Annotated in this window: 23 protein-coding genes; 15 read left to right on the top strand and 8 right to left on the bottom strand. The window is 65.2% G+C overall.

What is annotated here, in order from left to right:
* Positions 1–65: 65 nt before the first annotated feature.
* Both AC1DX2_RS20770 and AC1DX2_RS20765 read right to left on the bottom strand, forming a co-directional pair.
* Positions 66–422 carry a hypothetical protein gene (locus AC1DX2_RS20770; protein WP_477198301.1) on the bottom strand — a complete coding sequence of 119 codons (357 nt, stop codon included), beginning with the start codon at positions 420–422 and terminating at the stop codon, positions 66–68.
* Positions 423–825: 403 nt separating this feature from the next.
* Positions 826–1794, bottom strand: a complete 969-nt coding sequence (locus AC1DX2_RS20765) for a helix-turn-helix transcriptional regulator (RefSeq protein WP_477198300.1) — start codon at positions 1792–1794, stop codon at positions 826–828.
* 103 nt (positions 1795–1897) lie between these two features.
* Here AC1DX2_RS20765 and AC1DX2_RS20760 point away from each other — a divergent pair, with 103 nt between their 5' ends.
* Genes AC1DX2_RS20760 through AC1DX2_RS20750 form a run of 3 tightly spaced genes read left to right on the top strand, consistent with a single transcriptional unit; the run spans position 1898 to position 4470 of the window.
* Entirely contained in the window at positions 1898–3127 is a 1230-nt protein-coding gene (locus AC1DX2_RS20760) for a LysE family translocator (protein WP_477198299.1), read from the top strand.
* 6 nt (positions 3128–3133) lie between these two features.
* Positions 3134–3694, top strand: a complete 561-nt coding sequence (locus AC1DX2_RS20755; protein ID WP_477198298.1) for a hypothetical protein — start codon at positions 3134–3136, stop codon at positions 3692–3694.
* The gene (locus AC1DX2_RS20750) at positions 3691–4470 is read left to right on the top strand and encodes an NIPSNAP family protein (protein ID WP_477198297.1); all 780 of its coding nucleotides are present in this window, start codon (positions 3691–3693) and stop codon (positions 4468–4470) included. The genes AC1DX2_RS20755 and AC1DX2_RS20750 overlap by 4 nt, the downstream gene beginning before the upstream one ends.
* A 38-nt stretch (positions 4471–4508) precedes the next feature.
* On the opposite strand, the gene AC1DX2_RS20745 is transcribed toward AC1DX2_RS20750, so the two are convergent.
* Positions 4509–5480, bottom strand: coding sequence for a glycosyltransferase (locus AC1DX2_RS20745; protein WP_477198296.1), 972 nt, complete (start codon positions 5478–5480; stop codon positions 4509–4511).
* Between the two features lie 214 nt (positions 5481–5694).
* Between AC1DX2_RS20745 and AC1DX2_RS20740 the strand changes: the two genes are divergently transcribed.
* The 3 genes from AC1DX2_RS20740 to AC1DX2_RS20730 all read left to right on the top strand — a co-directional run bounded on the left by AC1DX2_RS20740 (position 5695) and on the right by AC1DX2_RS20730 (position 7222).
* Positions 5695–6336 (top strand): hypothetical protein, encoded by a 642-nt coding sequence (locus tag AC1DX2_RS20740; RefSeq protein WP_477198295.1) that lies wholly within the window; start codon positions 5695–5697, stop codon positions 6334–6336.
* Between the two features lie 412 nt (positions 6337–6748).
* Positions 6749–6904, top strand: coding sequence for a hypothetical protein (locus tag AC1DX2_RS20735; protein ID WP_477198294.1), 156 nt, complete (start codon positions 6749–6751; stop codon positions 6902–6904).
* A gap of 48 nt (positions 6905–6952) precedes the next feature.
* A complete protein-coding gene (locus AC1DX2_RS20730; RefSeq protein ID WP_477198293.1) occupies positions 6953–7222 on the top strand; it encodes a hypothetical protein in 270 nt (89 codons plus the stop codon).
* Positions 7223–7296: 74 nt separating this feature from the next.
* On the opposite strand, the gene AC1DX2_RS20725 is transcribed toward AC1DX2_RS20730, so the two are convergent.
* On the bottom strand, positions 7297–8136 hold the full coding sequence (locus AC1DX2_RS20725) for a class I SAM-dependent methyltransferase (RefSeq protein ID WP_477198292.1): 840 nt from the start codon (positions 8134–8136) through the stop codon (positions 7297–7299).
* Between the two features lie 293 nt (positions 8137–8429).
* Here AC1DX2_RS20725 and AC1DX2_RS20720 point away from each other — a divergent pair, with 293 nt between their 5' ends.
* On the top strand, positions 8430–8954 hold the full coding sequence (locus AC1DX2_RS20720) for an OsmC family protein (protein WP_477198291.1): 525 nt from the start codon (positions 8430–8432) through the stop codon (positions 8952–8954).
* 9 nt (positions 8955–8963) lie between these two features.
* Positions 8964–9935, top strand: coding sequence for an AraC family transcriptional regulator (locus tag AC1DX2_RS20715; protein WP_477198290.1), 972 nt, complete (start codon positions 8964–8966; stop codon positions 9933–9935).
* Positions 9936–9944: 9 nt separating this feature from the next.
* On the opposite strand, the gene AC1DX2_RS20710 is transcribed toward AC1DX2_RS20715, so the two are convergent.
* On the bottom strand, positions 9945–10358 hold the full coding sequence (locus tag AC1DX2_RS20710) for a VOC family protein (RefSeq protein ID WP_477198289.1): 414 nt from the start codon (positions 10356–10358) through the stop codon (positions 9945–9947).
* 15 nt (positions 10359–10373) lie between these two features.
* Positions 10374–11921: a phospholipase D-like domain-containing protein gene (locus AC1DX2_RS20705; RefSeq protein ID WP_477198288.1), complete on the bottom strand. Its 1548-nt coding sequence runs from the start codon at positions 11919–11921 to the stop codon at positions 10374–10376.
* Between the two features lie 110 nt (positions 11922–12031).
* On the opposite strand from AC1DX2_RS20705, the gene AC1DX2_RS20700 reads away from it, so the two are divergent.
* From AC1DX2_RS20700 to AC1DX2_RS20670, 7 genes are all read left to right on the top strand, one after another.
* Entirely contained in the window at positions 12032–12619 is a 588-nt protein-coding gene (locus AC1DX2_RS20700) for a peroxiredoxin (RefSeq protein WP_477198287.1), read from the top strand.
* A 3-nt stretch (positions 12620–12622) separates the two neighbouring features.
* Positions 12623–13165, top strand: coding sequence for a cytochrome b (locus AC1DX2_RS20695; RefSeq protein ID WP_477198286.1), 543 nt, complete (start codon positions 12623–12625; stop codon positions 13163–13165).
* A 19-nt stretch (positions 13166–13184) separates the two neighbouring features.
* The gene (locus AC1DX2_RS20690; protein WP_477198285.1) at positions 13185–13751 is read left to right on the top strand and encodes a YceI family protein; all 567 of its coding nucleotides are present in this window, start codon (positions 13185–13187) and stop codon (positions 13749–13751) included.
* A 62-nt stretch (positions 13752–13813) separates the two neighbouring features.
* The gene (locus tag AC1DX2_RS20685; protein WP_477198284.1) at positions 13814–14785 is read left to right on the top strand and encodes a glycosyltransferase; all 972 of its coding nucleotides are present in this window, start codon (positions 13814–13816) and stop codon (positions 14783–14785) included.
* A 1-nt stretch (position 14786) separates the two neighbouring features.
* Positions 14787–15935 carry a glycosyltransferase family 4 protein gene (locus tag AC1DX2_RS20680; RefSeq protein WP_477198283.1) on the top strand — a complete coding sequence of 383 codons (1149 nt, stop codon included), beginning with the start codon at positions 14787–14789 and terminating at the stop codon, positions 15933–15935.
* Complete coding sequence (locus tag AC1DX2_RS20675; RefSeq protein WP_477198282.1) at positions 15932–17392, top strand: oligosaccharide flippase family protein; 1461 nt, start codon at positions 15932–15934, stop codon at positions 17390–17392. The genes AC1DX2_RS20680 and AC1DX2_RS20675 overlap by 4 nt, the downstream gene beginning before the upstream one ends.
* Positions 17389–18258, top strand: a complete 870-nt coding sequence (locus AC1DX2_RS20670; protein ID WP_477198281.1) for a hypothetical protein — start codon at positions 17389–17391, stop codon at positions 18256–18258. Before AC1DX2_RS20675 ends, AC1DX2_RS20670 begins: the two co-directional genes overlap by 4 nt.
* Positions 18259–18298: 40 nt before the next feature.
* Here AC1DX2_RS20670 and AC1DX2_RS20665 read toward each other — a convergent pair whose 3' ends face one another.
* Positions 18299–18913 carry a hypothetical protein gene (locus AC1DX2_RS20665; RefSeq protein ID WP_477198280.1) on the bottom strand — a complete coding sequence of 205 codons (615 nt, stop codon included), beginning with the start codon at positions 18911–18913 and terminating at the stop codon, positions 18299–18301.
* Positions 18914–19047: 134 nt separating this feature from the next.
* Positions 19048–20679, bottom strand: coding sequence for a peptide chain release factor 3 (locus AC1DX2_RS20660; RefSeq protein ID WP_477198279.1), 1632 nt, complete (start codon positions 20677–20679; stop codon positions 19048–19050).
* Between the last annotated feature and the right edge of the window lie 19 nt (positions 20680–20698).

The raw sequence follows: 20698 nt of genomic DNA, 5'->3' as shown, positions 1-20698 counted from the left end.
ATCGGGGTCGTTGGCGTGCGTGGCGCCAGTACGCCGAAATGGCTTGAAGGATTCCGGCGGCATATTCATGTGAAGAAAGCCTTTAGCCGCGCCCACAAGCTGGGTTCCTTCTGGGAGACTCGACTCTCCGACCAACGTCCATCTGATTCACGAACCGCTTTGACATTCCCGACGGTGATTGCCATTCCAGTGTTGTGATGTAGAAACTCGACCAAATCTGGCCGGAGCCAGAACGTGCCTTTGTCTACGGAGACGTTGAGCGCGTGATCCTCCGGAGCGCCGCCAATTACCTCAACGCTCGTGACTGATGGCGTGGTAAATCCGTAAATATCGCCTTCCAGGCCGGCTATACCTGCCGCAGCAGTTTCTGAGCTCTCCTTGATCCGGACTCGATCTCCAAAAGCACTCACGGATACTTCCATTTCTGTAGGGACGCTGAACTTTGACATATCTCGCTTGTGTGCGGGATGACTTGGTCGCACGAGGAATGGTGAGCCGAATTGGGGAAGACTGTTTTCGATCGTGTGCCTGCCCCAAATACCTGCGCATCTTTACAGGCGCAGTGATTACCGTCATGTCGACTTTTACCTGTCGTAGTCTAAGGGGCAGTGCTGCATCCACCAATCCCCCAGTAGAGGGAAAAGACAAGGCAGCGCGTGGGTTGGCTGTATTGAACGTCGGTACACCTACCCGGCTAATGAGATCAGGACGTCATGGCACTCTGCGCAGCGGCATCAAGGAGGAGGGCCGAAGGCCCGGGGGACAGCCGCGGAGCGGAGTGCCGTGGCGGCCTGATCTCGCCAACCAAAGTGGCCCGATCTCGGCCTATGTGCGGGAGTTCGCAGGTGCGTGCGCTTGCAGCATTTGTTGCAAGTGTCGCGCCAACACGGACCTTAGTTCGGCAGGTTCAACGATGACGAACGGGAAGTTCAGCCTAGACAGTTCGCGCGCCACCCAGTTCAGCTCATCGGCCTGCATGTCCAGTCGCGTGCCGCCGCGCTGCGCAGTCAGCTTGCCCAGGCTGGCCGGGATGGCGCGGCGGGCGGTGGCCAGGTCGGTGCCTGGGAAGCGCACCACCACCGTGTGGTCGCGCTGCACGGCGGCGATGGCCTCGCGCAGGTATTCGACGACGTTGAAGTTGTCGGGCTTGGCGAAGCTCTTGGGCAGCGGCTCCAGCGCTTGCACGCGATCCAGCCGGAACGAGCGCAGGTCGTGTCGCATATGGCAGTAGCCCACCAGGTACCAGGCGCCGTATAGGTACCCCAGGCCATACGGGTTGACCTCGCGCTCGCTGGCGCGGCCGTCGGGCGCGCGGTAGCTGATGCGCAGGCGCTGGGCGGCGCTGGCGCACTGGGTGATCTGGGCGAAGAACTCGCTGCCGCCCTCGGCTTGCGGGCGTGACAGGTCCAGCGTCACCACCGCGTTCAGGTCGCCGATTTTGCGCCGCAGCGCCTGCGGCATCACCCGGTCCAGCTTGGCCTGGGCGGCGGCCACGGCTGGTGCCATGTCGCTCAGGCCCAGCTCGCGTGCCACCCGCAGGCCGATGGACAGGGCCAGCGTCTCGTCGTTGCTGAACACCATGGGCGGCAGCTTGTAGCCCGGCATCAGCGCGTAGTGGCCGTCACGCCCGCGCGTGGCGCGTATCGGCACGCCGAATTTCTCCAGCTCCACGATGTAGCGGCGCACGGTGCGGCGCTCCACGCCCAGCAGTTGGGCCAGTTGCGCGCCGCTCAGGCTGGGGTGGGATTGCAGCAATTCGAGTGCTGCCAGCACGCGTTGCAGGGGTTTGTCCATGGTGGCAATTGTGCGACCGAATTAGGCCTGATTTTGACCTATATCGTTTCTACACTGCCAGCAGACCCTTCAACAACACGTTCTCTTCTTTTGGAGCAGTGGCATGGCACCCTTACCCGCCCCCGATCTCTGGCTTTACTTCCTGGCCGTGCTGGCCGTCATCCTGCTGCCGGGCATGGACATGGCCTATGTGATGGCCAGCAGCCTGGCCGGTGGCAAGCGCGGCGCTGTCAGCTCGGTGGCGGGCATCGCCACCGGTGGCGCCATCCATGTGGCGGTGGGCGCCACCGGCATGGCGGCGTTGATGGTGATGTTCCCGGCGCTGTTTCGCGTCATGTTGGCCGTCGGTACGCTGTACCTGCTGTGGGTGGGTTGGGGCATCTACCGCAGCGCCGCAGCCGCCGGCGAGGCGGCGGACCCCAACGCCCCGCAACCCGCGCTGACCGGCCTGGCCGTGTACCGCCGCGCCGTCACCACCTGCCTGCTGAACCCCAAGGCCTATGCCTTCACCTTCGCGCTGTTCCCGGCCTTCGTGCGCAGCGACACCCGGTCGCTGCTGATGCAGACCTTGGCGCTGGGGCTGATCACCACCCTGACCCAGGTCGCGGTATACGGCACCGTGGCCGCGCTGGCGCTGCGGGCGCGCGCCTTTTTGCTGACACACCAGCGGCTGATCGCCCGCGCCATGGGCGTGCTGCTGATGGCCGCAGCGCTGTTGACCGCCACGCAGGCCTGGTCTGGCCAGCAACAGCCCGCCCAGCCCGCAAGCCCTTCGTCCTCCAACCCAACCACAAGGAACCTCACCATGACCCAACCCGCTGCCCCTGGCGTTGTCACCGAGAAACCAGGCCGTGCTGATTTCGATTTCCTGCCCGGTGACTGGCACATTGAAAACCGCAAGCTGGTGCGCCCGCTGGATGAAGACTCCCCCTGGGAGACCTTCAGCGCCACCATGCACATGGAAAAGCTGCCGGGCGGCTTCGGCAACATCGATACCTTCGTGGCCCCCAGCTGGCGGCCCAACTGGATGGGCATGACGCTGCGCATCTTCAACGGCGAGACCGGCCTGTGGAGCCTGTACTGGCTGAGCCCGCAGACCGGCGGCATCGACAGCGCCACCGGCGCGCTGACACCACCGGTGGTGGGCAAGTTCGAGAACGGCGTGGGCATCTTCGAGGGTGACGACGTCATCAACGGCCGGGCGCTGCGGGTGCGCTACACCTGGTACGACATCACGCCCGACCAGGCCAAGTGGCAGCAAGCCTTCTCGTTCGACGGCGGCAAGACCTGGAAGCCCAACTGGTTCATGGTCGAAACCCGCATCAAACACTGAGTTGCCATGACCGATCCCATTCACACCCTACCCGTCGAGGACCACCCCGTGATCACCGTGACCACCGACAGCCCGTTTGAAAATGCCCGCGCCGATTTTGATTTCCAGATGGGCAGCTGGCATGTGGACAACCGCCTCCTGACCAACCCGTTTGACGACGATCCAGTGTGGGTGACCTTCAGCGGCACCGCGCATGTGCACAAAATGCCGGGCGGATTTGGCAACCTGGACACCTTCATCGCCCTCGAGTGGCGGCCCAACTGGATGGGCATGACGATGCGCATCTTCAACCCCGAAACTGGCCTGTGGAGCCTGTACTGGATCAGCCCCAAAACGGGTGGCATTGACAGCGCCACGGGTTTGCTGATGCCGCCGGTGGTGGGAAAGTTCGACAACGGCGTGGGTGTCTTCGAGGGGGATGACGTGGTCGCTGGCCGGCCGGTGCGCGTGCGCTACACCTGGACCGACACCACCACCGACCACCCCAAGTGGCAGCAGGCCTATTCCCAGGACGGCGGCAAAACCTGGAAGCCCAACTGGTTCATGGTGGAGACGCGTACCCCATGAGCGCCGCACAAACTCCCACCCGCAAGTCCCTGGCGACGCGGCCTGCTGCTGCCGGGGATGACTGCAGCGTGTACGAACTGCGCCAATACACATTGCATCCCGGCCGGCGCGATGAATTGATCACGCTGTTTGACCGCGAATTCCTCGAAGGCCAGGAGGCCCAGGGCATGCGCATCATCGGCCAGTTCCGCGTGCCGGGGGACGCCAACCGTTTCGTCTGGTTGCGCGGTTTCGCCGGCATGCCGGCCCGTGCCCAGGCGCTGAGTGGGTTCTATGGCGGTCCGGTATGGCAGACCCACCGCGACGCCGCCAACGCCACCATGATCGATGCCTCCGACGTGCTGCTGCTGCGCCCGCTGGTGCCGGGCGACGGCTTCGCGCCGGCAACGCGCCCGGCAGCGGGCAGCACGGCACTGCCGTCATCGCGCATCAGCGCCAGCATCGCGCTGCTGAACGAACCGCCGGGGCCGGAGTTGCTGGCCTTGTTCAACAACCAGCTGCGACCAGCGCTGCAAGAGGCCGGCGCCGACCTGGTGGCGGTGCTGCACACCGAGTATGCGGCCAACAACTTTCCGCGTCTGCCGGTGCGCGAAGGCGAGCACGCGCTGGTGTGGCTGTGCCGGCACGCCAGCGCCAGCCTGCACGAGGATGTGGCGTTGCGTCTGTTGCATTCGCGGCATTGGACCACCCAGGTGCTGCCCGCGCTGGGCCGGCATTTGAAGTCACCCTTGCAGACGCTGTTGCTGGAGCCCACGGCGCGTTCGGCGCTGCGCTGAAGCGGCGGAGCTTGAGCTTTCGGGCGCCTGGACGAGGGCTACTTCAGCAAGCCGAAATTGGCGATGTACCACATGCGTTTTTGCTCCAGGCGGCCGCGCGCGACACTGTCCAGAATCAGCCCGCTGACCATCAGCAGGGCGCCCAGCAACACCATGCCCGTCACCAGCACGGCGGTCGGCAGGCGTGGCACCAGGCCGGTTTCGAGGTAGGTGGCGGCCAGCGGAATCGCCAACACCGCAGCGCCGGCCACCAGCAAAGCGGCCAGCACGCCGAAAAAGCGCGCTGGCTGGATTTCCTTGTACAGCAGCAAGAAGGTCATCAGGATGCGAAAACCGTCCCGCACGGTGCGCAGCTTGCTGGCGCTCCCCTCCACCCGCGCGCCGTAGTCGGTTGGCACTTCGGCCACCGGCATGCGCAGTTGCACGGCATGCACTGACATCTCGGTCTCGATCTCGAACCCGCCGGAGACCGCCGGAAAGCTCTTGACGAAGCGGCGCGAAAACACGCGGTAACCGGAAAAAATGTCGTTGAACAAGGGGCCGAACAGGCCGCGGTAGAAGCTGTTGAACAAGCGGTTGCCAACGCCGTGGCCGGCCCGGTGGGCGTTGTCGTAGACGTCACGCCGTGTGCCGACAACCATGTCCAGGTGGTCTTCCACCAAGCGGTCAATCATGGTGGCTGCCATGCCGGCGTCATAGGTGCCGTCGCCGTCGGCCATCAGGTAGATGTCGGCGTCGATGTCTGAGAACATCCTTCTCACCACATTGCCCTTGCCCGGCCAGTTTTCGCGCCGGACGATGGCGCCGCTGACAACCGCTTCGTCGAAGGTGTTGTCCGAAGAGCGGTTGTCGTACACGTAGATGGCAGCGCCGGGCAATGCCGACTGGAATTCCGCCACCACCTTGCGTATGGTCAGGCCTTCGTTGTAGCAAGGCAGCAGGACCGCGACTCTTGGCCCGGCAAGCGCTGTGCCCGCGCCCAGGGTGGCCTCTGCGCGCGCTTCACTCATGGTCGGTCTTTGGGTCTGGGGTTGTGCAGCATGGTTGCCGGTGGCAGTTTACAGTACAGGTGTGGCCGCACACTCTGCAAGCCGCAGAGGCCAGGCGAGGTGTGCCCCCGGTGGGGCATTTCACCTTTTTGGATGCAGCAGCCTAACCCAACAGGGCAAGACAGGTTTATCATAGGCACCTGTTCAAGCAATGCCTTTGGGCAGGCCCGGTTAGATGACTCCCGTTCCCGATTTGGCGCAGATCCGCTATGAAAACGCGGTGGCGCTGTTTGACGAGTTTGTGCGCAACACCGTCAAACACCCTGACGCCGCCACCCTGCGCGGCCTGGAACGGCGTTTTGCCGAGCGCGTGCAAATTCAACCCAGCTATTGGAGCCAGATCAAGGCGCGTTCGCGCCAGATTGGCGAGCGGTTGGCGCGCCAGTTCGAGCAGCTGTGCCATAAACCCCATGGCTGGATGGACCAGTGGCGCGGCGGCGGCCAGACGCCTGGGCTGGCCCCGCTGGGCAGTGCGCCTGCTCCGGCACCTTTCGCGGGCGCGTCAGCCGCCACGGACAGCCATGCGCCGCAGGACGACGACGAACGTTTCATTGTCGGCCTGGTGCTGACCTATTACCGCCGCCACCCGCAACGGGCCCGCACCCGGCTGCTGGACTTGCTGGGCGAGGTGCTGACACCCACCGCCAGCTCGGCGCCCCCACCTGCGGCAACCGGTGCCCCCCGGGCGCCGCAGCCGTCTGCTGGCAAGGCGGTACCTGTGTCCAAGCCCGCACCGGCACCGACCCCGGCCGACAGCGCCCATGCGCTGTGGCTGCGCTCGCAGTCTGGTGTTGCACCATTGAAACAGAAGAAGTAATTTTCAGCGGATCTGAAAATTTTGCTTGCGCAAGATAATCAATCGTTTATCATCTGAGCAAGTGTGTTGCCCAAGCTGTTTGATTCAGCCGGGCAGCATGTTCCTTCAACCCTAACCCCGGAGTTCGTTTTGTTGCTCGTGACCACCTGGCCCGCCACACGCTTGTCTGCCCTGATGCAGGCCGTGCTGCGCCATGGTGCGGCCCCGCTGGGCCACAACGGTACAGCAACCCACGTATTCCACAACCGATTCGCGAACCGAATCGGCGGCCCGCCCGGCCCCGCGATGCAGTGTTGACGCCCCTACAAGGTTTCTCACCCCCATCACGGCCCGGAGCGCAAGCAATCGGGCCGTTTTGTTTTTGTCCGCCAGTTTTGTTTGATTTGTTTTGTCCACCCACCAGGAGAGCCCCATGAAGAAGCCCATGAATGCCCAAGCCGCCAAGCCCGTCACAGCCCGCAAGCCCATCACCCCATGGATCAGCGGCACTGGCCTGGCCACCCGCAGCGCGGCGCTGCTGCAGCAATTGCGACGTGAAGCCGTCCACCCCCAACACCGAAGCACTTAGTTCAAACCGGTTGCTGTCACACCTCAGCGCCGGCCAAGGAGATGAAAAATGGTCAAGAACATGCCCTGGACGTACCGTCCCTACGTTGAAACCCCGCGCGCCAGGACGCCCCGCCTGGTGGCGGCCGTGCTGCTGCGCTTCGCCAGCGCGATGCTGGCCCGCATGGCCCGGCAACTGGCTGCTGCCGAAAGGAAGCGCCAGGATAGGGTGGTGCGCGCCACCGTGATGGAGTTCTATGCCGAGGCGGGCGCGCCTGAAGGCGCGTTGTACGCCGATGGCCTGCTGGTCGGTTACCTGACCGGCGTCAAGCGCCTGTAGTGGGCGCTGCCAGCAGCCAGCCGCCATCGGCTTTGATCCGGGGTGGCTGGTTGGCCTGGTTTATGCCAGGCGGATCAGTCGGTGGCCACGGCCGGTCTGGCAACCAGCGCTGACGCAACGACGAATTCGCCCGGCAGTTGGTAGCCGCCATCCTGCCGCCATGGCGCAATGGCTGCCAAGTACCGCTGGCGTGTGCGTGCCCGGGCCGCAGCGTCAAAGCGTGACCATGCCAGCGCCACAGGCCCGCCCAAAAACGCGGCATCGCAGGCTGCGTCGGCGCTGGCGTAGGCCAACGTTGCGGCCAGGCGTTGCTGCCGCACGGCCACAAAGCCCATGTCGCCGCACAGGCGTGCCAAGCTGTCTTGCTGGCCCAGGCGAAAGAACAACGGGCAGACTTCCGATCTGACCTCCGCGTCGACAATCGCCAGCACCGGGGACCAGCCGCAGTTGGCGCGCTCCCCCCAGACCGCGATGGCCAGCCGGCCACCGGGCCGCAGCACGCGCCGCATTTCGCGCAGCGCCTGTGCCGGGTCCGGCATGTACATCAACCCCAATGCGCACACCACAACGTCAAAGCTGGCGTCCGGCAGCGCCAACGCCTGCGCGTCCATGCGGGCAACCTGCAGGTTGGGCAACTGCTGAAGCGCGGCCTGCCGCTGTGTGGCTTCCACCATGCGCCCGGACAGGTCTATGCCCGTGACCTGTCCCAAGGGGCCTACCGCGTGCGCCGCCTCCAGCGTCACCAGGCCGGTGCCGCAGGCCACATCCAGCACCCGCTCGCCAGTTGCCAGCGCGGCCGCTTTCATCAGCGCTGCCTGCGCGGTGGCCAGCTGTGCCGCCCAAAGCGGCTCGTAAGTGGCGGCAGCGAGGTCCCAGCCGTAGCGTTGAATGCGCCGTTGCAGTCTGTCGTCCATGTGGTCGTGATCAGGGTTTAGGTGGGGCAACGGCGCAGCGTGGTTGGCGACCACCAGGCCCTGCCCGTGCCAGTGCATTGTGAGAGCCGCAGCAGCATGCAGTCCTGTCCCTGTGTCGGCCGTCCTTGCCCATGCGTCCGCTTGTCGGAGGGGAGATTGCCTTGGGGCAACCCGGCGTCCGGCGTTCCTGCCCAAGCGTCCGACGGCCGGTTTTTCAGGCGTCGCGCACCTTGCCCATAGCCGCCAAAGTCTTCAGAATCTGACGCTTCACCATGAAGCCGGAGAAAGCGCAGATGGCAACCAGGGATGTGGCGGCGGCCTTGCAGCGCATGGAGAGCGTCCTGGCACGGCGCCCCGAGATCGCCGTGCATGACGACGCGCCGGCCGAGGCGCGCTGGACCGGGGGCACCGGCATGCTGGCTTGCCACGCCAACGGCACGCAGATTCCGTCGGACATGGCGGTGGAAGCGGGCGGCGGCGGCGCGTACACGACACCCGGTTGGCTGTTCAGGGCCGGCATGGCGTCGTGCACGGCCACCACCATCGCCATGCACGCCGCATTGCGGGGGGTGGAGCTGACCAGCCTGCGGCTGCTGGTCAGCAGCCGTTCAGACGCGCGTGGCTTTCTTGGCATGAAGGGTGCCGATGGCCAGACCGTCTCCCCGGCGCCGGTGGAATTGACTTTCCTGGTGCGCATCGCCGCCGTGGGTGTGCCTGAGCAAGTGTTACGCGACCTGGTGGACGAGGGCTGCCGGCGCTCACCGGCGCTGGGGGTCGTCGGCCACGCGGCGACGATCACCGTGCACGTTGAAACCTAGGCCACCAGCATGGACGCCTTGTCGGAAACGCTGCGGGTGGTGCGCCTGGCAGGTGCCATCTTCATCAATGCCCGCTTCACCGCGCCCTGGGGTTACCAATCACCCTGTGCCGATATGGCGGCGCCGGTGCTGCACCCCGGCGCGGAACGGGTGGTGATCTACCACCTGATCACGGAAGGCGAATGCCATGTGGCGATGGACGGCGAGCCGCCCGTGCACCTGATTGCCGGCGACGTGGTGGTGTTCCCGCAAGGTGATGCGCATGGCATGAGCTCCCAGCCGGGCCTGGTGCCGACGCACAGCCGCCGGCTGGACGAGGTGCTGACCCGTCGGCCGCGCCAACTGAGCTTTGGCGGCGGCGGCGCCACCACCCGCCTGGTCTGCGGTTACATGGCCTGCGATGCCCGGTTGGGCCGCTTATTGCTGACCGGGCTGCCACGCATGATCAGGGTCAATGTGCGTGGCTCCAATGCCGGTGCTTGGCTGGAAGCCTCGGTGCGCTATGCGTTGGCCGAAGCGCGCTCGCCCCGGCCCGGCGGTGCCGGGGTGCTGGACAAATTGGCGGAAGTGCTGTTCATTGAGGTGCTGCGACTGTACGTGAACGAGCAAGTCGAAGGACGTCGGGGCTGGCTTGCCGGGGTGGGGGACCGCATCGTCGGCGCCACGCTGAATGCCTTGCACAAGGACCCCGCCCGCGCCTGGACGCTGGATGAACTCGCACGCACGGCCGGCGCCTCGCGCTCCGTGTTGGCTGAGCGCTTCATGCTGCTGGTGGGCAGTTCCCCCATCCAGTACCTGACCCAGTGGCGCATGCTGCTGGCCTCCAACCTGCTGCGCAGCAGCAGCGCTTCGATGACCAGCATCGCCCAGGATGTGGGCTACCAGACGGACACGGCCTTCAGCCGCGCATTTCGCCGCGAATTCGGGTCGCCACCCGCAACCTGGCGTCGAGGACACGCCGAGCGCACTCGGCTGCAGTAGGCAGCGACTTCAGGCAGGGGGCCAGGGCGGACCCTTGAGCTCCACCGTGTTGCCTTGCGGATCCTGGAGGTAGATAGACGGGCCCTCGCCTTCGGCACCGTAGCGCGAACTGGTCTCGCCCGCCTCAATGCCAGCGGCCTGCAGGTGCCGGCGTATGGCCGCCTCGTCGAACGGATCCAGCCGGAAGCAGAAGTGGTCCAGGTTGTGCGCTTCGCGCCGAGGGGGTGCACCGCCCATGCGGCCCAGCTTGCCGTCCACCGGCACCAGGTCCAGCAGCGCGCTGCCGGCGCGCAGCTGCACCAGGCCGATCTCGTCCTGGCGGCGCTCCACCGTGCAGCCCAGCACACCGCAGTAAAACGCCAGCATCGCCGGCAGGTCGGTCACGCGCAACACCAGGTGGTCGAGGTGGCGGATATGGATCATGCGAATACCACTTGCTCAGAGTTCCTGTTCCGGTACGAAGGCGCTGAACACCCAGGACTTGAAGCGTGTCCAGAATGAGGTGTCGGGTTCGACATCCAGCAGCAACTCCTTGTCGTCGTCCATGCTCAGCCATTGCAAGCCGCTGCCATTGGGTTTCAGGCGCACGCGGTAAGCGCTCTGCAAGCGGTCGATGTCGATGATGCGGTTCAGTTCCCGGGCGATTTCCGGGCTGTCGATGACGGCGCCGAACTCGGTGTTGATGGAGGCCGAGCGCGGGTCCAGGTTCATGGAGCCGATGAAGACGCGCTTTTTGTCCATCACGAACACCTTGGCGTGCAGCCGCCCCAGCGACGAGCCGAACAGGAACTGGCGCTTGTTGCCCTTGACCCGGCTGGAACTGATTTCATACAGGTCCACGCCCAGTTTCAGCATCTGCTCCCGGTAGCGGCTGTAGCCGGTGTGCACGATGGGCTCGTCGGTGGAGCCCAGCGAGTTGGTCATGATGGTGAGCTTGACGCCCTTGTCGCGCAGCTTCTTGATGAAGGCCATGCCGCGCTCGCCTGGCACGAAATAGGGGGAGGATCCCACGATCTCGTGCTTGGCCTGCGCCAGCGCCTCCAGCACGTTGTAGGTGACGCTGGTCTCCAGCAGTTCGGCGCCCGAAGAGCTCTCGAACGGTTTGTCCGGGTGATCGGCGAACACATAGGCGGTGCCCCAGTGCAGGCCCAGGCGACCGGCGTCCAGATCGTCGGCCAGCGGGCCGTAGCCCAGGATGTCGTTGCTGGGCAGCGGGGCTGGCGCGGGGGTCTTCAGAGGCCCGGTTTCCATTTCGAAGCGCGCGCGCAACTGCTCATCGGTCTGGTCGCTGCGGGCCACGCTTTTGTACGGGTACACCGTGTCGCTGTTCCAGTAACGGTCAAACAGCGCTTCCATGGCGGGCAGCACGGCGCCCACCACGAAGGCGTCGACATCAATGAAGTTGTCCGACATGCCACGCAGGTAATACTCGTTGGCCACGTTGCGCCCGCCGATGATGGCCATGGCGCCGTCGGCCATGAACATCTTGTTGTGCATGCGGTGGTTGACGCGCCCGATCTCGCCGAACGAGCTCAGGAAGCGCGTGGCCTGCCCATGCTCGCGCGCGCAGCAAAACGGGTTGAACACCCGCACTTCCACGTTCTTGTGGGCCGCCAGGCCCAGGAACAGCCAGTCCTCGCCGCCGGTGTACAGGTCGTCAATCAGCAGGCGCACGCGCACGCCGCGCTGGGCGGCGTCGCGCAGCGAACGCAGGAACCAGCGGCCGGTCTCGTCGTTGGCGATGTGGTAGTACTGCACGTCCAGCGTGGCCTCTGCGCGACGCGCCAGCTGCACGCGGGTGTCCAGCGAGAAGGTGCCCAGCGGCATCAGGCGGACGCCGGACTGGTCTTTCTCAGGTTGGGACAAGGCCGCAATGCGGCCCAGCGTGGTCTTGTCGGACGCCTCGATGGCTTCGGATTCAATCGCCTTGCGGTCCACCCGGGGCAGCGGGGTGGCGCAGCCAGTCAGCCACAATGTCAACAACAACAGGCCCAGCCAGCACAGCAAAGACCCCGGTGACGCACGGGAACCCCTGTTTTCGCTAAACTGCGTTGCTGACGGGCCCACCTGGCAGGGGCTTGCACCGGGGGATAGCGATGAAAACATGGTCAAACCTTTTGGCAACCGCACTGTTGGGGCTGGCCAGTCATGCGGCGACTGCGGCCCTGGACATCGGTGAGTCGGCGCCAAAGTTTACCGCACAGGCTGCGGTGGCCGGGCAGGTGGTGAGCTTTTCCCTGGCCGAAAACCTGGGCCGCGGCCCGGTGGTGGTGTACTTTTTTCCAGCCTCGTTTTCCGAGGGCTGCAGCATGGAGGCGCACGAGTTTGCCGAGGCCATAGACGGCTTCAAGGCACTGGGTGCGACCGTCATCGGCGTGTCACGCGACGACATCGAGACGCAGAAGAAATTCTCTGCCAGCGTGTGCCAGGGCAAGTTTGCGGTGGCGTCCGATGCCGATCAGAGCATCATGAAGTCCTACGACGCGGTGCTGGCCTCGCGTCCTGACTACGCCAACCGGGTGTCCTACGTGATCGCGCCGGATGGCAAGATCATCTACCAATACACCAGCCTGAACCCGGCCAAGCACGTGGCCAACACGCTGAACGCCATCAAGTCCTGGCGAGCGACCGTTCCGGCCAAGTCCACCAACGTGTCCGCGGTGTCCACCGGCTCGCCCAAGTAAGCGATGGCCGCCGGCGGTGACCAGCGTTACAGCCGCACGGCCATGGCCTTGCACTGGCTGCTGGCGCTGCTGATCGTGGGCGCATTCAGTGTGGGCGTGTACATGGCTGACCTGCCGTTTTCACCCCAGCGCCTGAAGCTGTTCAACTGGCACAAGTGGACCGGCATCTGCATCCTGGCGTTGTCGGCATTGCGGCTGCTGTGGCGCCTGCGCCACCCACCCCCGCCCGACCTGCCTGGCCCGGCCTGGCAACTGAGCGCGGCGCATGCCGTGCACGCCACGCTGTACCTGCTGTTTTTTGCCGTCCCTCTGGTGGGCTGGGCCTACAGTTCGGCGGCGGGCTTGCCCGTCGCGCTGTTCGGGCTGATTCCGCTGCCCGATTTCGTGCCGGCCGACAAGGCGTTGGCGCAGGCCATCAAGCCCTGGCACGGTTACCTGGCCTTCACGCTGGCGGCGCTGGTGCTGCTGCATGTGGCCGCCGCGCTGAAGCACCATTGGGTGGATCGCGATGGCCTGTTGTCGCGCATGTGGCCCGCCCGCTCATAACCCCGAAAGAATCCTGACCATGAAGCCCTTGGTGCAATCCGTCTTGCTGGCCGCACTGGCGCTGGCTGCTGGCGCCAGCTTCGCCCAGCAAAAGCTGGTGCCGGCGCAGAGTGACATCGCCTTCGTCAGCAAGCAGATGGGCGCCACGGTGGAGGGGCACTTCAGGAAATTCGACGCCCAGCTGGCCTTCGACCCGAAGAAGCCGGAAACCAGCAAAATCGCTTTCACGGTGGACCTGGCCAGCGCCTCGTTGGGCGCACCCGAGCTGGAGGCCGAGGTGGTCAAGGCCGAGTGGTTCAATACCAAGGCCTTTCCGCAGGCCACTTTCCAGAGCAGCAGCATCAAGGCCAGTGGGCCTGGCAAATTCGACATCACGGGCAAGCTGACCATCAAGGGCAACAGCCGTGATGTGACGGTGCCGATCAGCCTGGTGCAATCCGGCGGCAACACCACCGCCAGCGGCAGCTTCGTCATCAAGCGGCTGGAGTTCAAGATTGGCGATGGCGACTGGAAAGACATCTCGCTGGTGGCCAACGAGGTGCAGGTGAAGCTCAAGCTGGTGTTGAGCGGCGTGGGCGCGTTGTAAGGCGGGGCGTCGGTTTTTTTGGGTGTTCCAGGGAGACTTGCGGCGAGAATGGGTGACTCGCCATGAAAGACAAGCGCATAGATATCGTCACAGGGGGAACCCCCGGCCTGGTTCGCGACGCTGAGGTGTTGGCCGCCGCTCTGAGCCCGCAGTGGACGGTGAGCACGCATATCTCGCGGCTCCGGAACCTGCATTTGCCGCATCGGCGCTGGCTGCGCAAGCTGGTCGCCCACACCCGCTATGGCAGTGCTTTGACCATCTTCTCCGAAAGCCTGCCGCTCGGCTGGGTGGGCACCGGCAAGGCGTGTGTGCTGATTCCCAACCAGGAGTGGGTACGCGGCAACCTGCTGCAGCATATGGCGGCATGCGCGGAAATCTGGTGCAAGAGCCGATATGCTGAGGGCATCTTCAGCGGGTTGGGCTTCAAGACCCGCTACATTGGCTTCACCTCCGCGGACCTTTATCGGCCCGGCGTCGCCAAAGACTACGGCCGCGCCATCCACGTCGCTGGCCGCAGCCCCCTGAAAGGCACCCACACGCTGCTGAAGGTTTGGGCCGCCAACCCGGACTGGCCCGAGTTGCTGGTTGTGTCCAACAACCCGGATTTTCAGAAATATGCTTGTCACAACATCCAGCTTCGCGTGGGCAGCCTGACGCAAGAAGAGCTGGTGACGCACATGAATGAGCGCGGTATCCACCTCTGTCCTTCCGAGGCGGAAGGCTTTGGCCACTACATTGCCGAAGGCCTGTCCACCCAGGCGGTGGTGATCACCGTGGACGCGCCGCCCATGAACGAGTTGGTGCGGCCGGATTTCGGGCTGCTGGCCAGTTATGCCCGCAAGGAAGTCTTGAGCCAGGGTGAGCGGTTCTTCGTCAGCCCCGAGGATCTGCAAGCGCGAATGGCCACCTGCCTGCAACTGCCGCTGGCGCAGCGGCGCGCGATGGGTGAACGCGCCCGCATTGCCTTCCTGGCCAACCAGGCGGGCTTTCGCGCCACCCTGGCGGCTGCAGTGCAGACACTGGTGGGTGGCTAGCATGAAAGTCCTCGTCACATCCCAGTCCGGAGCGCTTGGCGGCGCTGAAGCGCGCATGGTGCAGGAGGTGCAGGCACTGCGTGGGCTGGGCTGGGAGGTTCAGGTGGCCGCACCGAGCTTCCCGCAGGCGGTGCTGTGGCATCCGCGCATTCTGCAGGCCGGTGGCACGCTGCATCGCTGGAACCCTTACAAATTCATCGAGCGGGAGCAGACTGGTTGGCCCTGGCGTTCGCTGCCGGCGCTGAGCCGTGGTGGCATCCGCGGCCAGGGCTTTGACCTGGCCCATGTGGTGTCCACCTGGACCACCGAGGGCATGACGCGCGCATTGGAGCTGGCACGGCAAAAAATCCCCTTTGTGCTGGGTCTGCACGTCACCTACCCGCCGCGCACGTTCAGCCCTGAGTTGCGCGCGCTGCTGGACGAAGCCCTGGCGGGTGCGGTGGGCGCTTACGCTGTGTCCGGTATGGCGAAACAAAGCTTCCAGGACGTCTATGGCCAAGCCTGCCGACACCTGAACATCCAGGTGGTGCACAACGGCATAGACACCCAGACTTACGCCCCGGACGTTCAGGCACGCGCGACCTGGCGCGCGCAGCTGAACCTGACCGATACCGATTGCCTGCTGGTATGGTGCGGCCGTTTGTCGACCATGAAGAATCCGCAGCTGGCGCTGGATCTGCTGGCGTTGCCGCAGCTGCGCCAGTCCCGCATCAAGCTGGCCATGGTGGGCAGCGGTCCCGAACAGCAAGCGTTGCAGCAGCAGGCCCAGGCGCTGCAACTGCAAGACCGGCTGCTGTTGCTGGGCCAGGTGCCTGACACGCGGGGCGTGTTCAACGCCGCCGACGCCTACCTGAGCACCAGCAAGGCCAATGAAGGTTTCCCGCTGGCCACCAGCGAGGCCCTGTCTTGCGGCTTGCCAGTCTTCGTGCCCGACCACCCGGTGTTCATGGAGTGCTTCGGCCAGGCCACGGCCGCCACCTTGTTGCCGCTGAATACCCTGGACGTGTGGGGCGACGCGCTGCGCGATTTTGCCCACACCGATGCCGACACGCGCGCCGCGCGCAGCGCGGCGGCGCGCGCGCATGCGCTGGCACATCTGTCACAAGCGCGGATGATTTCCGCCCTGCAAGCGTTCTATACCCAGCTATGAGCCCGATAGGACAGCCCAAGGCCATCCTGATACGCGGTGCCATGTGGCACATCGCGATGCGCTGGTCGCTCAAGGGTCTTGGCTTCCTGAACACCGTCATCATGGCCCGGCTGCTGCTGCCCAGCGACTACGGCATCGTGGCCATGGCCATGCTGGTGGTGGGCCTGATACAGGCGATGGTGGACTTCGGCGCTTCCACGGCGCTGCTGCGCAAGGGCGAGGTGTCGGAGGATGAGATCAATTCTGCCTGGTCGCTGAGTGTGATCGAGGGGGTGGTGGTGGGCTTGTTGCTGTTCGCGGCGGCGCCGTTCGCGGCGGCTTACTTCAACGAGCCACGCGTGCAGCCGGTGCTGTGGGTGCTGGCCGTGTCGGTGGCGCTGGCTTGCGCCGACAACGTGGGCTTCGTGCTGGCGCAAAAGACCTTCGACTTTTCGCGCACCTACAGGCTCGCGGTGGCGGGCAAAATCATCGGCGTCCTGGCCACCGTGCTGTCGGGGCTCTATTTCCGCGACTATCGGGCGTTGGTCACTGGCATCGCGGCAAGCTACGTGCTGACCATGGTGTTGAGCTACCGGATGCATCCGTACCGGCCGCGCTGGAGCACCAGCCACATGCGCGAGATCTGGTCGGTCACCAAGTGGCTGATGCTGTCCGGCATGGGGGGGTTCGTGCTGCGCAAGAGCGACGAGCTGGTTGCCGCGCGGCTGGGCGGCAGCGGCGACTTCGGACGCTACAACGTGGGCGCCGACCTGGGTACCATGCCCACAGGGGAAATCGGACCGGCGCTGCTGCGTGCCTTCCTGCCGGTGCTGTCCACCATCAAGGACGACGTGCATCGCACCAACCAGGCGGTCGTCAAGGCCATCACGGCCGTCAACACCATCACGGTGCCGCTGGGTCTGGGCTTTGCCGCGCTGGCCACGCAAGCCACCGCGCTGGTGCTGGGTGCCAACTGGGCGGAAGCCGCGCCCTTCGTTGCCGCTTTCGCCGTGGCCGGCACCTTGCAGATCATGGCCGGCCCGTTGAACACACTGCTGATACTGCATGGGCACACGCGCGTGCACAGCTACCAGGTGTGGCTGGAGTTTGTGGTGTTCGCCAGCGCGGCCTTGCTGCTGGTGCCGGGGCATTTCCTGATGGGCCTGGTCTGGGCTCGCATGCTGGGCAATGTCAGCGGCTTCACGTTCGCGCTGTACTCCACCCGCAGGCTGTGCGGCCTGCGTCCAGCAGCGGTGTTGGCTGGCTTGGCACGGCCCTGGGTGGGTGGCGGTCTGATGTATGCGCTGGTGACCAGCGTCACGCCCCACTTCCAGCTCGCCATCGTCGACATCGTGGTGGGCGTGGTGGTCGGTGTGTCGTCCTACGCAGTCTGGGCCTTCCTGACATGGCGCCTGGTGGGCCGACCGGAAGGCCTGGAGTCCACAGTGATGGACTACCTGACCCGCAAACGCCCATGAGCACTGGACAGTCTCCCGGCAACGGCGCGGCGGTGCGCTACATCCTGGTCCATGCCATGTATGGTGGCGCAGGCTTCGACAGGGAACAGCCGTTTTTCCATGCTTTTCGCCAACGCTACGGTGACGCCGCCCAGGTGATCTTCGTGCAGAACCTGCCGCAGGGGGCGTTCCCGCCCTGCCAGGCCGAGGCCAGCCTGTACGGCAGCAACACCTTGCGCGAGTTCAGCGCCTGGGAGGAGGGCCTGGCGCACTACCAGGCGCACCTGGAGCCACGTGCCGATGACGTGGTGGTGCTGACCAACGACACCATCTTCCGCAGCGACCGGCTGCTGCGCCTGGCCATGGACAACGGCGTGCTTCGGCTGGGCAACGTGGACTTCGGGTCGAAGGTCGCACTTGGGCCCATCATCAATGACCTCAGCGGCCTGCGGGTGTTCGGCCGGCGTGTCGGCGAGCAACTGGCCACGTATTTCGTCGCCATCCGCTTTCAGCACCTGCAGGCGGTGGGCGGTGTGCTGGGTGACGTGGATTTCAGCGCCTACCTGGCGCAGCGTTTCGGCCCGTCTTTGTTCGTGCACCCTAAGGCCCGCCAATTCAACGCTTTTTTCAACCAATGGCTGGGCGCGTCACAGCCAGCAGGAGTGGGCCGCTGGCCGCACAGCAGGCGGACGCCCTATACCGAAGAGAATTTCGCCTTCCTGCGCGACAAGGCCAAGATGATCCTGCTGGAGGCCCACCTGACGCACCGCCTGAAGTGTGCCGGATTTCGTTTCGTGGACATCTACAACTCCAATGCCCTCAAGCGCTTTGTGAACCGGCGCCGCTACGAGTTGCGTCGACTCATTTTGGCTGCCAGCAGCCCCTAGCACGTCACGAGGCGGTGCGAGAGGCGCCAAGGCAGGCGTGCTACTTGCCCAGTGCCATCAGCACCTTGTCCGCCAGCGCCACACCCATCTTCTCATCCAACTCCGCCGGTGATTTGGCGTTGGCGGTGGACACGTCCAAGTCAAAGCCTCCGCCCACCGTCTGTGTGGTGTGGCTGCGGCAGGACAGAATGTCCAGGCTCCAACTGTTCTTGATGCTGGTGCGCCCGGTCAGCGTGGCCATCGAGGCGTTGCCGGTCTGCACCCGGGTTATCCGCCCCAGTACGGCGATGTCTGTCCGCCTGCCTGCGCCGCACATGCCGTGCAGCGTCTCGCGCCTTTCGGTGGCCGTCATCTCGCTGACCTTCGCCTTGGGGCGTTCGATGGCTAGCGAGTAGCCGCCGCGCGCCTCCAGAAGGTCGGCCAGCTTGATGGCCCAGGGCTCGCTGACCACCAGGCCCACCCGCTTGGCGCGCAACAAGGTGTTGCGCACGGCAGGCGTCAGCGTGGCTTCGTCCAGCGAGATGTTGATCTTGTCCTCGCGCGCGCCGTTGGCGATAGGAACCGCTGGCGCGATGGCCACGGCGGCGCAGCCGGCCAGCCAGGCCACGGCCAGGACTGGCGAGCCGGCTCGTATCAGCACCCACAAAGAGCTCAAGGCCCGGCCCGCGCGCATTGGCCAAATTGTAGGAGTGATGCGCGGCACGCACGTGGCATACACCGCCGGCTTTACAGTTCGTTACGCAGGCTTCGCGCGCTGCCCGTTGCGCTGGCTGTCCCCGCGGTACTGGTTCAACCGGCCGACTGCAGCGCCAGCCCGGCGTGCTCGCGCAGCGGGTGGAAATGGATCTTGGGAAAGCGCTCCTGCGCCAGCCGCACGTCGTAGGGTGAGGTGCACAGGTAGGCCAGCGTGTCCGCGGCGTCGCGCGCCATGCGCGCCGGGTAGGCGTCGCAAAACGCCTTCAGCTCGGCGGGGGTGTCGGCGGTGATCCAGCGTGCGCCGGTGTACTGGCTGGATTCCAGCTTGATGTCGGCGTCGTACTCGCCCTTCAGCCGGTGTTGAACCACTTCAAACTGCAGCTGGCCCACCGCGCCCAGCAGCATGTTGCCGCCCATCTCGGGGCGGAACACCTGGATGGCGCCTTCCTCACCCAGCTGGGCCAGGCCTTGCTGCAGCTGTTTGGTGCGCAGCGGGTTGCGCAGCACCACGGTCATGAACAACTCGGGCGCGAAGAACGGCAGGCCGGTGTACTGCAGCGCCAGCGAACCGTCGGTGACGGTGTCGCCCAGCTGCACGCCGCCGTGCGTGGTGAAGCCCACGATGTCGCCGGCATAGGCCTCTTCCACCGCCTCGCGGCGCTGGCTCATGAAAGTCACCACCGAGGTCGGGCGCAGTTCTTTGGCGGTGCGCTGCACCTTCAGCTTCATGCCCGGCGTGTACTTGCCCGAGCACATGCGCACGAAGGCAATGCGGTCGCGGTGCGACGGGTCCATGTTGGCCTGCACCTTGAACACCACGCCGGAGAAGGCTTCGTCTTCCGGTTTGATCTCTTTCACCACCGGCTGCTTGTTGACCAGCAGCGAGCTGGTGCGCGGGCGCGGCGAGGGCGCCAGGTCCACCAGCGCGTCCAGCACCTCCATCACACCGAAGTTGTTGACACCGGAGCCAAAGAACACCGGCGTCTGCTTGCCGGCCAGGAAGGCCTCGCGGTCGAACGCCGGGGCGGCGCCGGCCACCAGCTCGATGTTCTGCTCAGCCAGTTCGAAATCCTGGCCGAAGCGCGCGCGCAATGTGGCCAGTTCGGTCATGGGGATGGTGTCGAAGTCCTGCGGGCGGCGGTCGGAGCCGGATTCAAACACCTTCATCTCCCGCGTGCGCAGGTTGACGATGCCGCCGAAACCCTTGCCCTGGCCCACCGGCCAGGTCATGGGCACGCAGGGCATGCCCAGCTCGGCCTCGATCTCGTCCAGCAGCACGATGGGGTCGCGCACCTCGCGGTCCATCTTGTTGACGAAGGTGATGATGGGCGTGTCGCGCTGGCGGCAAACCTCGATCAGCCGGCGCGTCTGCGCTTCCACGCCGTTGGCGGCGTCGATCACCATCAGCGCGGAATCCACAGCGGTCAGCACGCGGTAGGTGTCTTCCGAGAAGTCCTTGTGGCCGGGCGTGTCCAGCAGGTTGATCACGTGCTCGCGGTACAACATCTGCATCACCGAGCTGGCCACCGAGATGCCGCGCTGCTTCTCGATTTCCATCCAGTCGCTGGTGGCGTGGCGGGTGGCCTTGCGCGCCTTGACACTGCCGGCGATCTGGATGGCACCGGAGAACAGCAACAGCTTTTCCGTCAGCGTCGTTTTACCCGCGTCGGGGTGGGAGATGATGGCAAAGGTCCGGCGGCGCCGGGTTTCGGTTTCAAAGCTCAAGATCAGGTCCTGTTCGTGT

It is taken from the genome of Hylemonella sp. P2_B10, from assembly GCF_056404875.1.
This window is presented reverse-complemented; position numbering and strand designations above follow the sequence as displayed.

Coding starts and splice junctions, on each gene's coding strand:
- AC1DX2_RS20770 (WP_477198301.1), bottom strand. CDS start 422: ATGGAAGTATCCGTGAGTGCTTTTGGAGATCGAGTCCGGATCAAGGAG.
- AC1DX2_RS20765 (WP_477198300.1), bottom strand. CDS start 1,794: ATGGACAAACCCCTGCAACGCGTGCTGGCAGCACTCGAATTGCTGCAA.
- AC1DX2_RS20760 (WP_477198299.1), top strand. CDS start 1,898: ATGGCACCCTTACCCGCCCCCGATCTCTGGCTTTACTTCCTGGCCGTG.
- AC1DX2_RS20755 (WP_477198298.1), top strand. CDS start 3,134: ATGACCGATCCCATTCACACCCTACCCGTCGAGGACCACCCCGTGATC.
- AC1DX2_RS20750 (WP_477198297.1), top strand. CDS start 3,691: ATGAGCGCCGCACAAACTCCCACCCGCAAGTCCCTGGCGACGCGGCCT.
- AC1DX2_RS20745 (WP_477198296.1), bottom strand. CDS start 5,480: ATGAGTGAAGCGCGCGCAGAGGCCACCCTGGGCGCGGGCACAGCGCTT.
- AC1DX2_RS20740 (WP_477198295.1), top strand. CDS start 5,695: ATGACTCCCGTTCCCGATTTGGCGCAGATCCGCTATGAAAACGCGGTG.
- AC1DX2_RS20735 (WP_477198294.1), top strand. CDS start 6,749: ATGAAGAAGCCCATGAATGCCCAAGCCGCCAAGCCCGTCACAGCCCGC.
- AC1DX2_RS20730 (WP_477198293.1), top strand. CDS start 6,953: ATGGTCAAGAACATGCCCTGGACGTACCGTCCCTACGTTGAAACCCCG.
- AC1DX2_RS20725 (WP_477198292.1), bottom strand. CDS start 8,136: ATGGACGACAGACTGCAACGGCGCATTCAACGCTACGGCTGGGACCTC.
- AC1DX2_RS20720 (WP_477198291.1), top strand. CDS start 8,430: ATGGCAACCAGGGATGTGGCGGCGGCCTTGCAGCGCATGGAGAGCGTC.
- AC1DX2_RS20715 (WP_477198290.1), top strand. CDS start 8,964: ATGGACGCCTTGTCGGAAACGCTGCGGGTGGTGCGCCTGGCAGGTGCC.
- AC1DX2_RS20710 (WP_477198289.1), bottom strand. CDS start 10,358: ATGATCCATATCCGCCACCTCGACCACCTGGTGTTGCGCGTGACCGAC.
- AC1DX2_RS20700 (WP_477198287.1), top strand. CDS start 12,032: ATGAAAACATGGTCAAACCTTTTGGCAACCGCACTGTTGGGGCTGGCC.
- AC1DX2_RS20695 (WP_477198286.1), top strand. CDS start 12,623: ATGGCCGCCGGCGGTGACCAGCGTTACAGCCGCACGGCCATGGCCTTG.
- AC1DX2_RS20690 (WP_477198285.1), top strand. CDS start 13,185: ATGAAGCCCTTGGTGCAATCCGTCTTGCTGGCCGCACTGGCGCTGGCT.
- AC1DX2_RS20685 (WP_477198284.1), top strand. CDS start 13,814: ATGAAAGACAAGCGCATAGATATCGTCACAGGGGGAACCCCCGGCCTG.
- AC1DX2_RS20680 (WP_477198283.1), top strand. CDS start 14,787: ATGAAAGTCCTCGTCACATCCCAGTCCGGAGCGCTTGGCGGCGCTGAA.
- AC1DX2_RS20675 (WP_477198282.1), top strand. CDS start 15,932: ATGAGCCCGATAGGACAGCCCAAGGCCATCCTGATACGCGGTGCCATG.
- AC1DX2_RS20670 (WP_477198281.1), top strand. CDS start 17,389: ATGAGCACTGGACAGTCTCCCGGCAACGGCGCGGCGGTGCGCTACATC.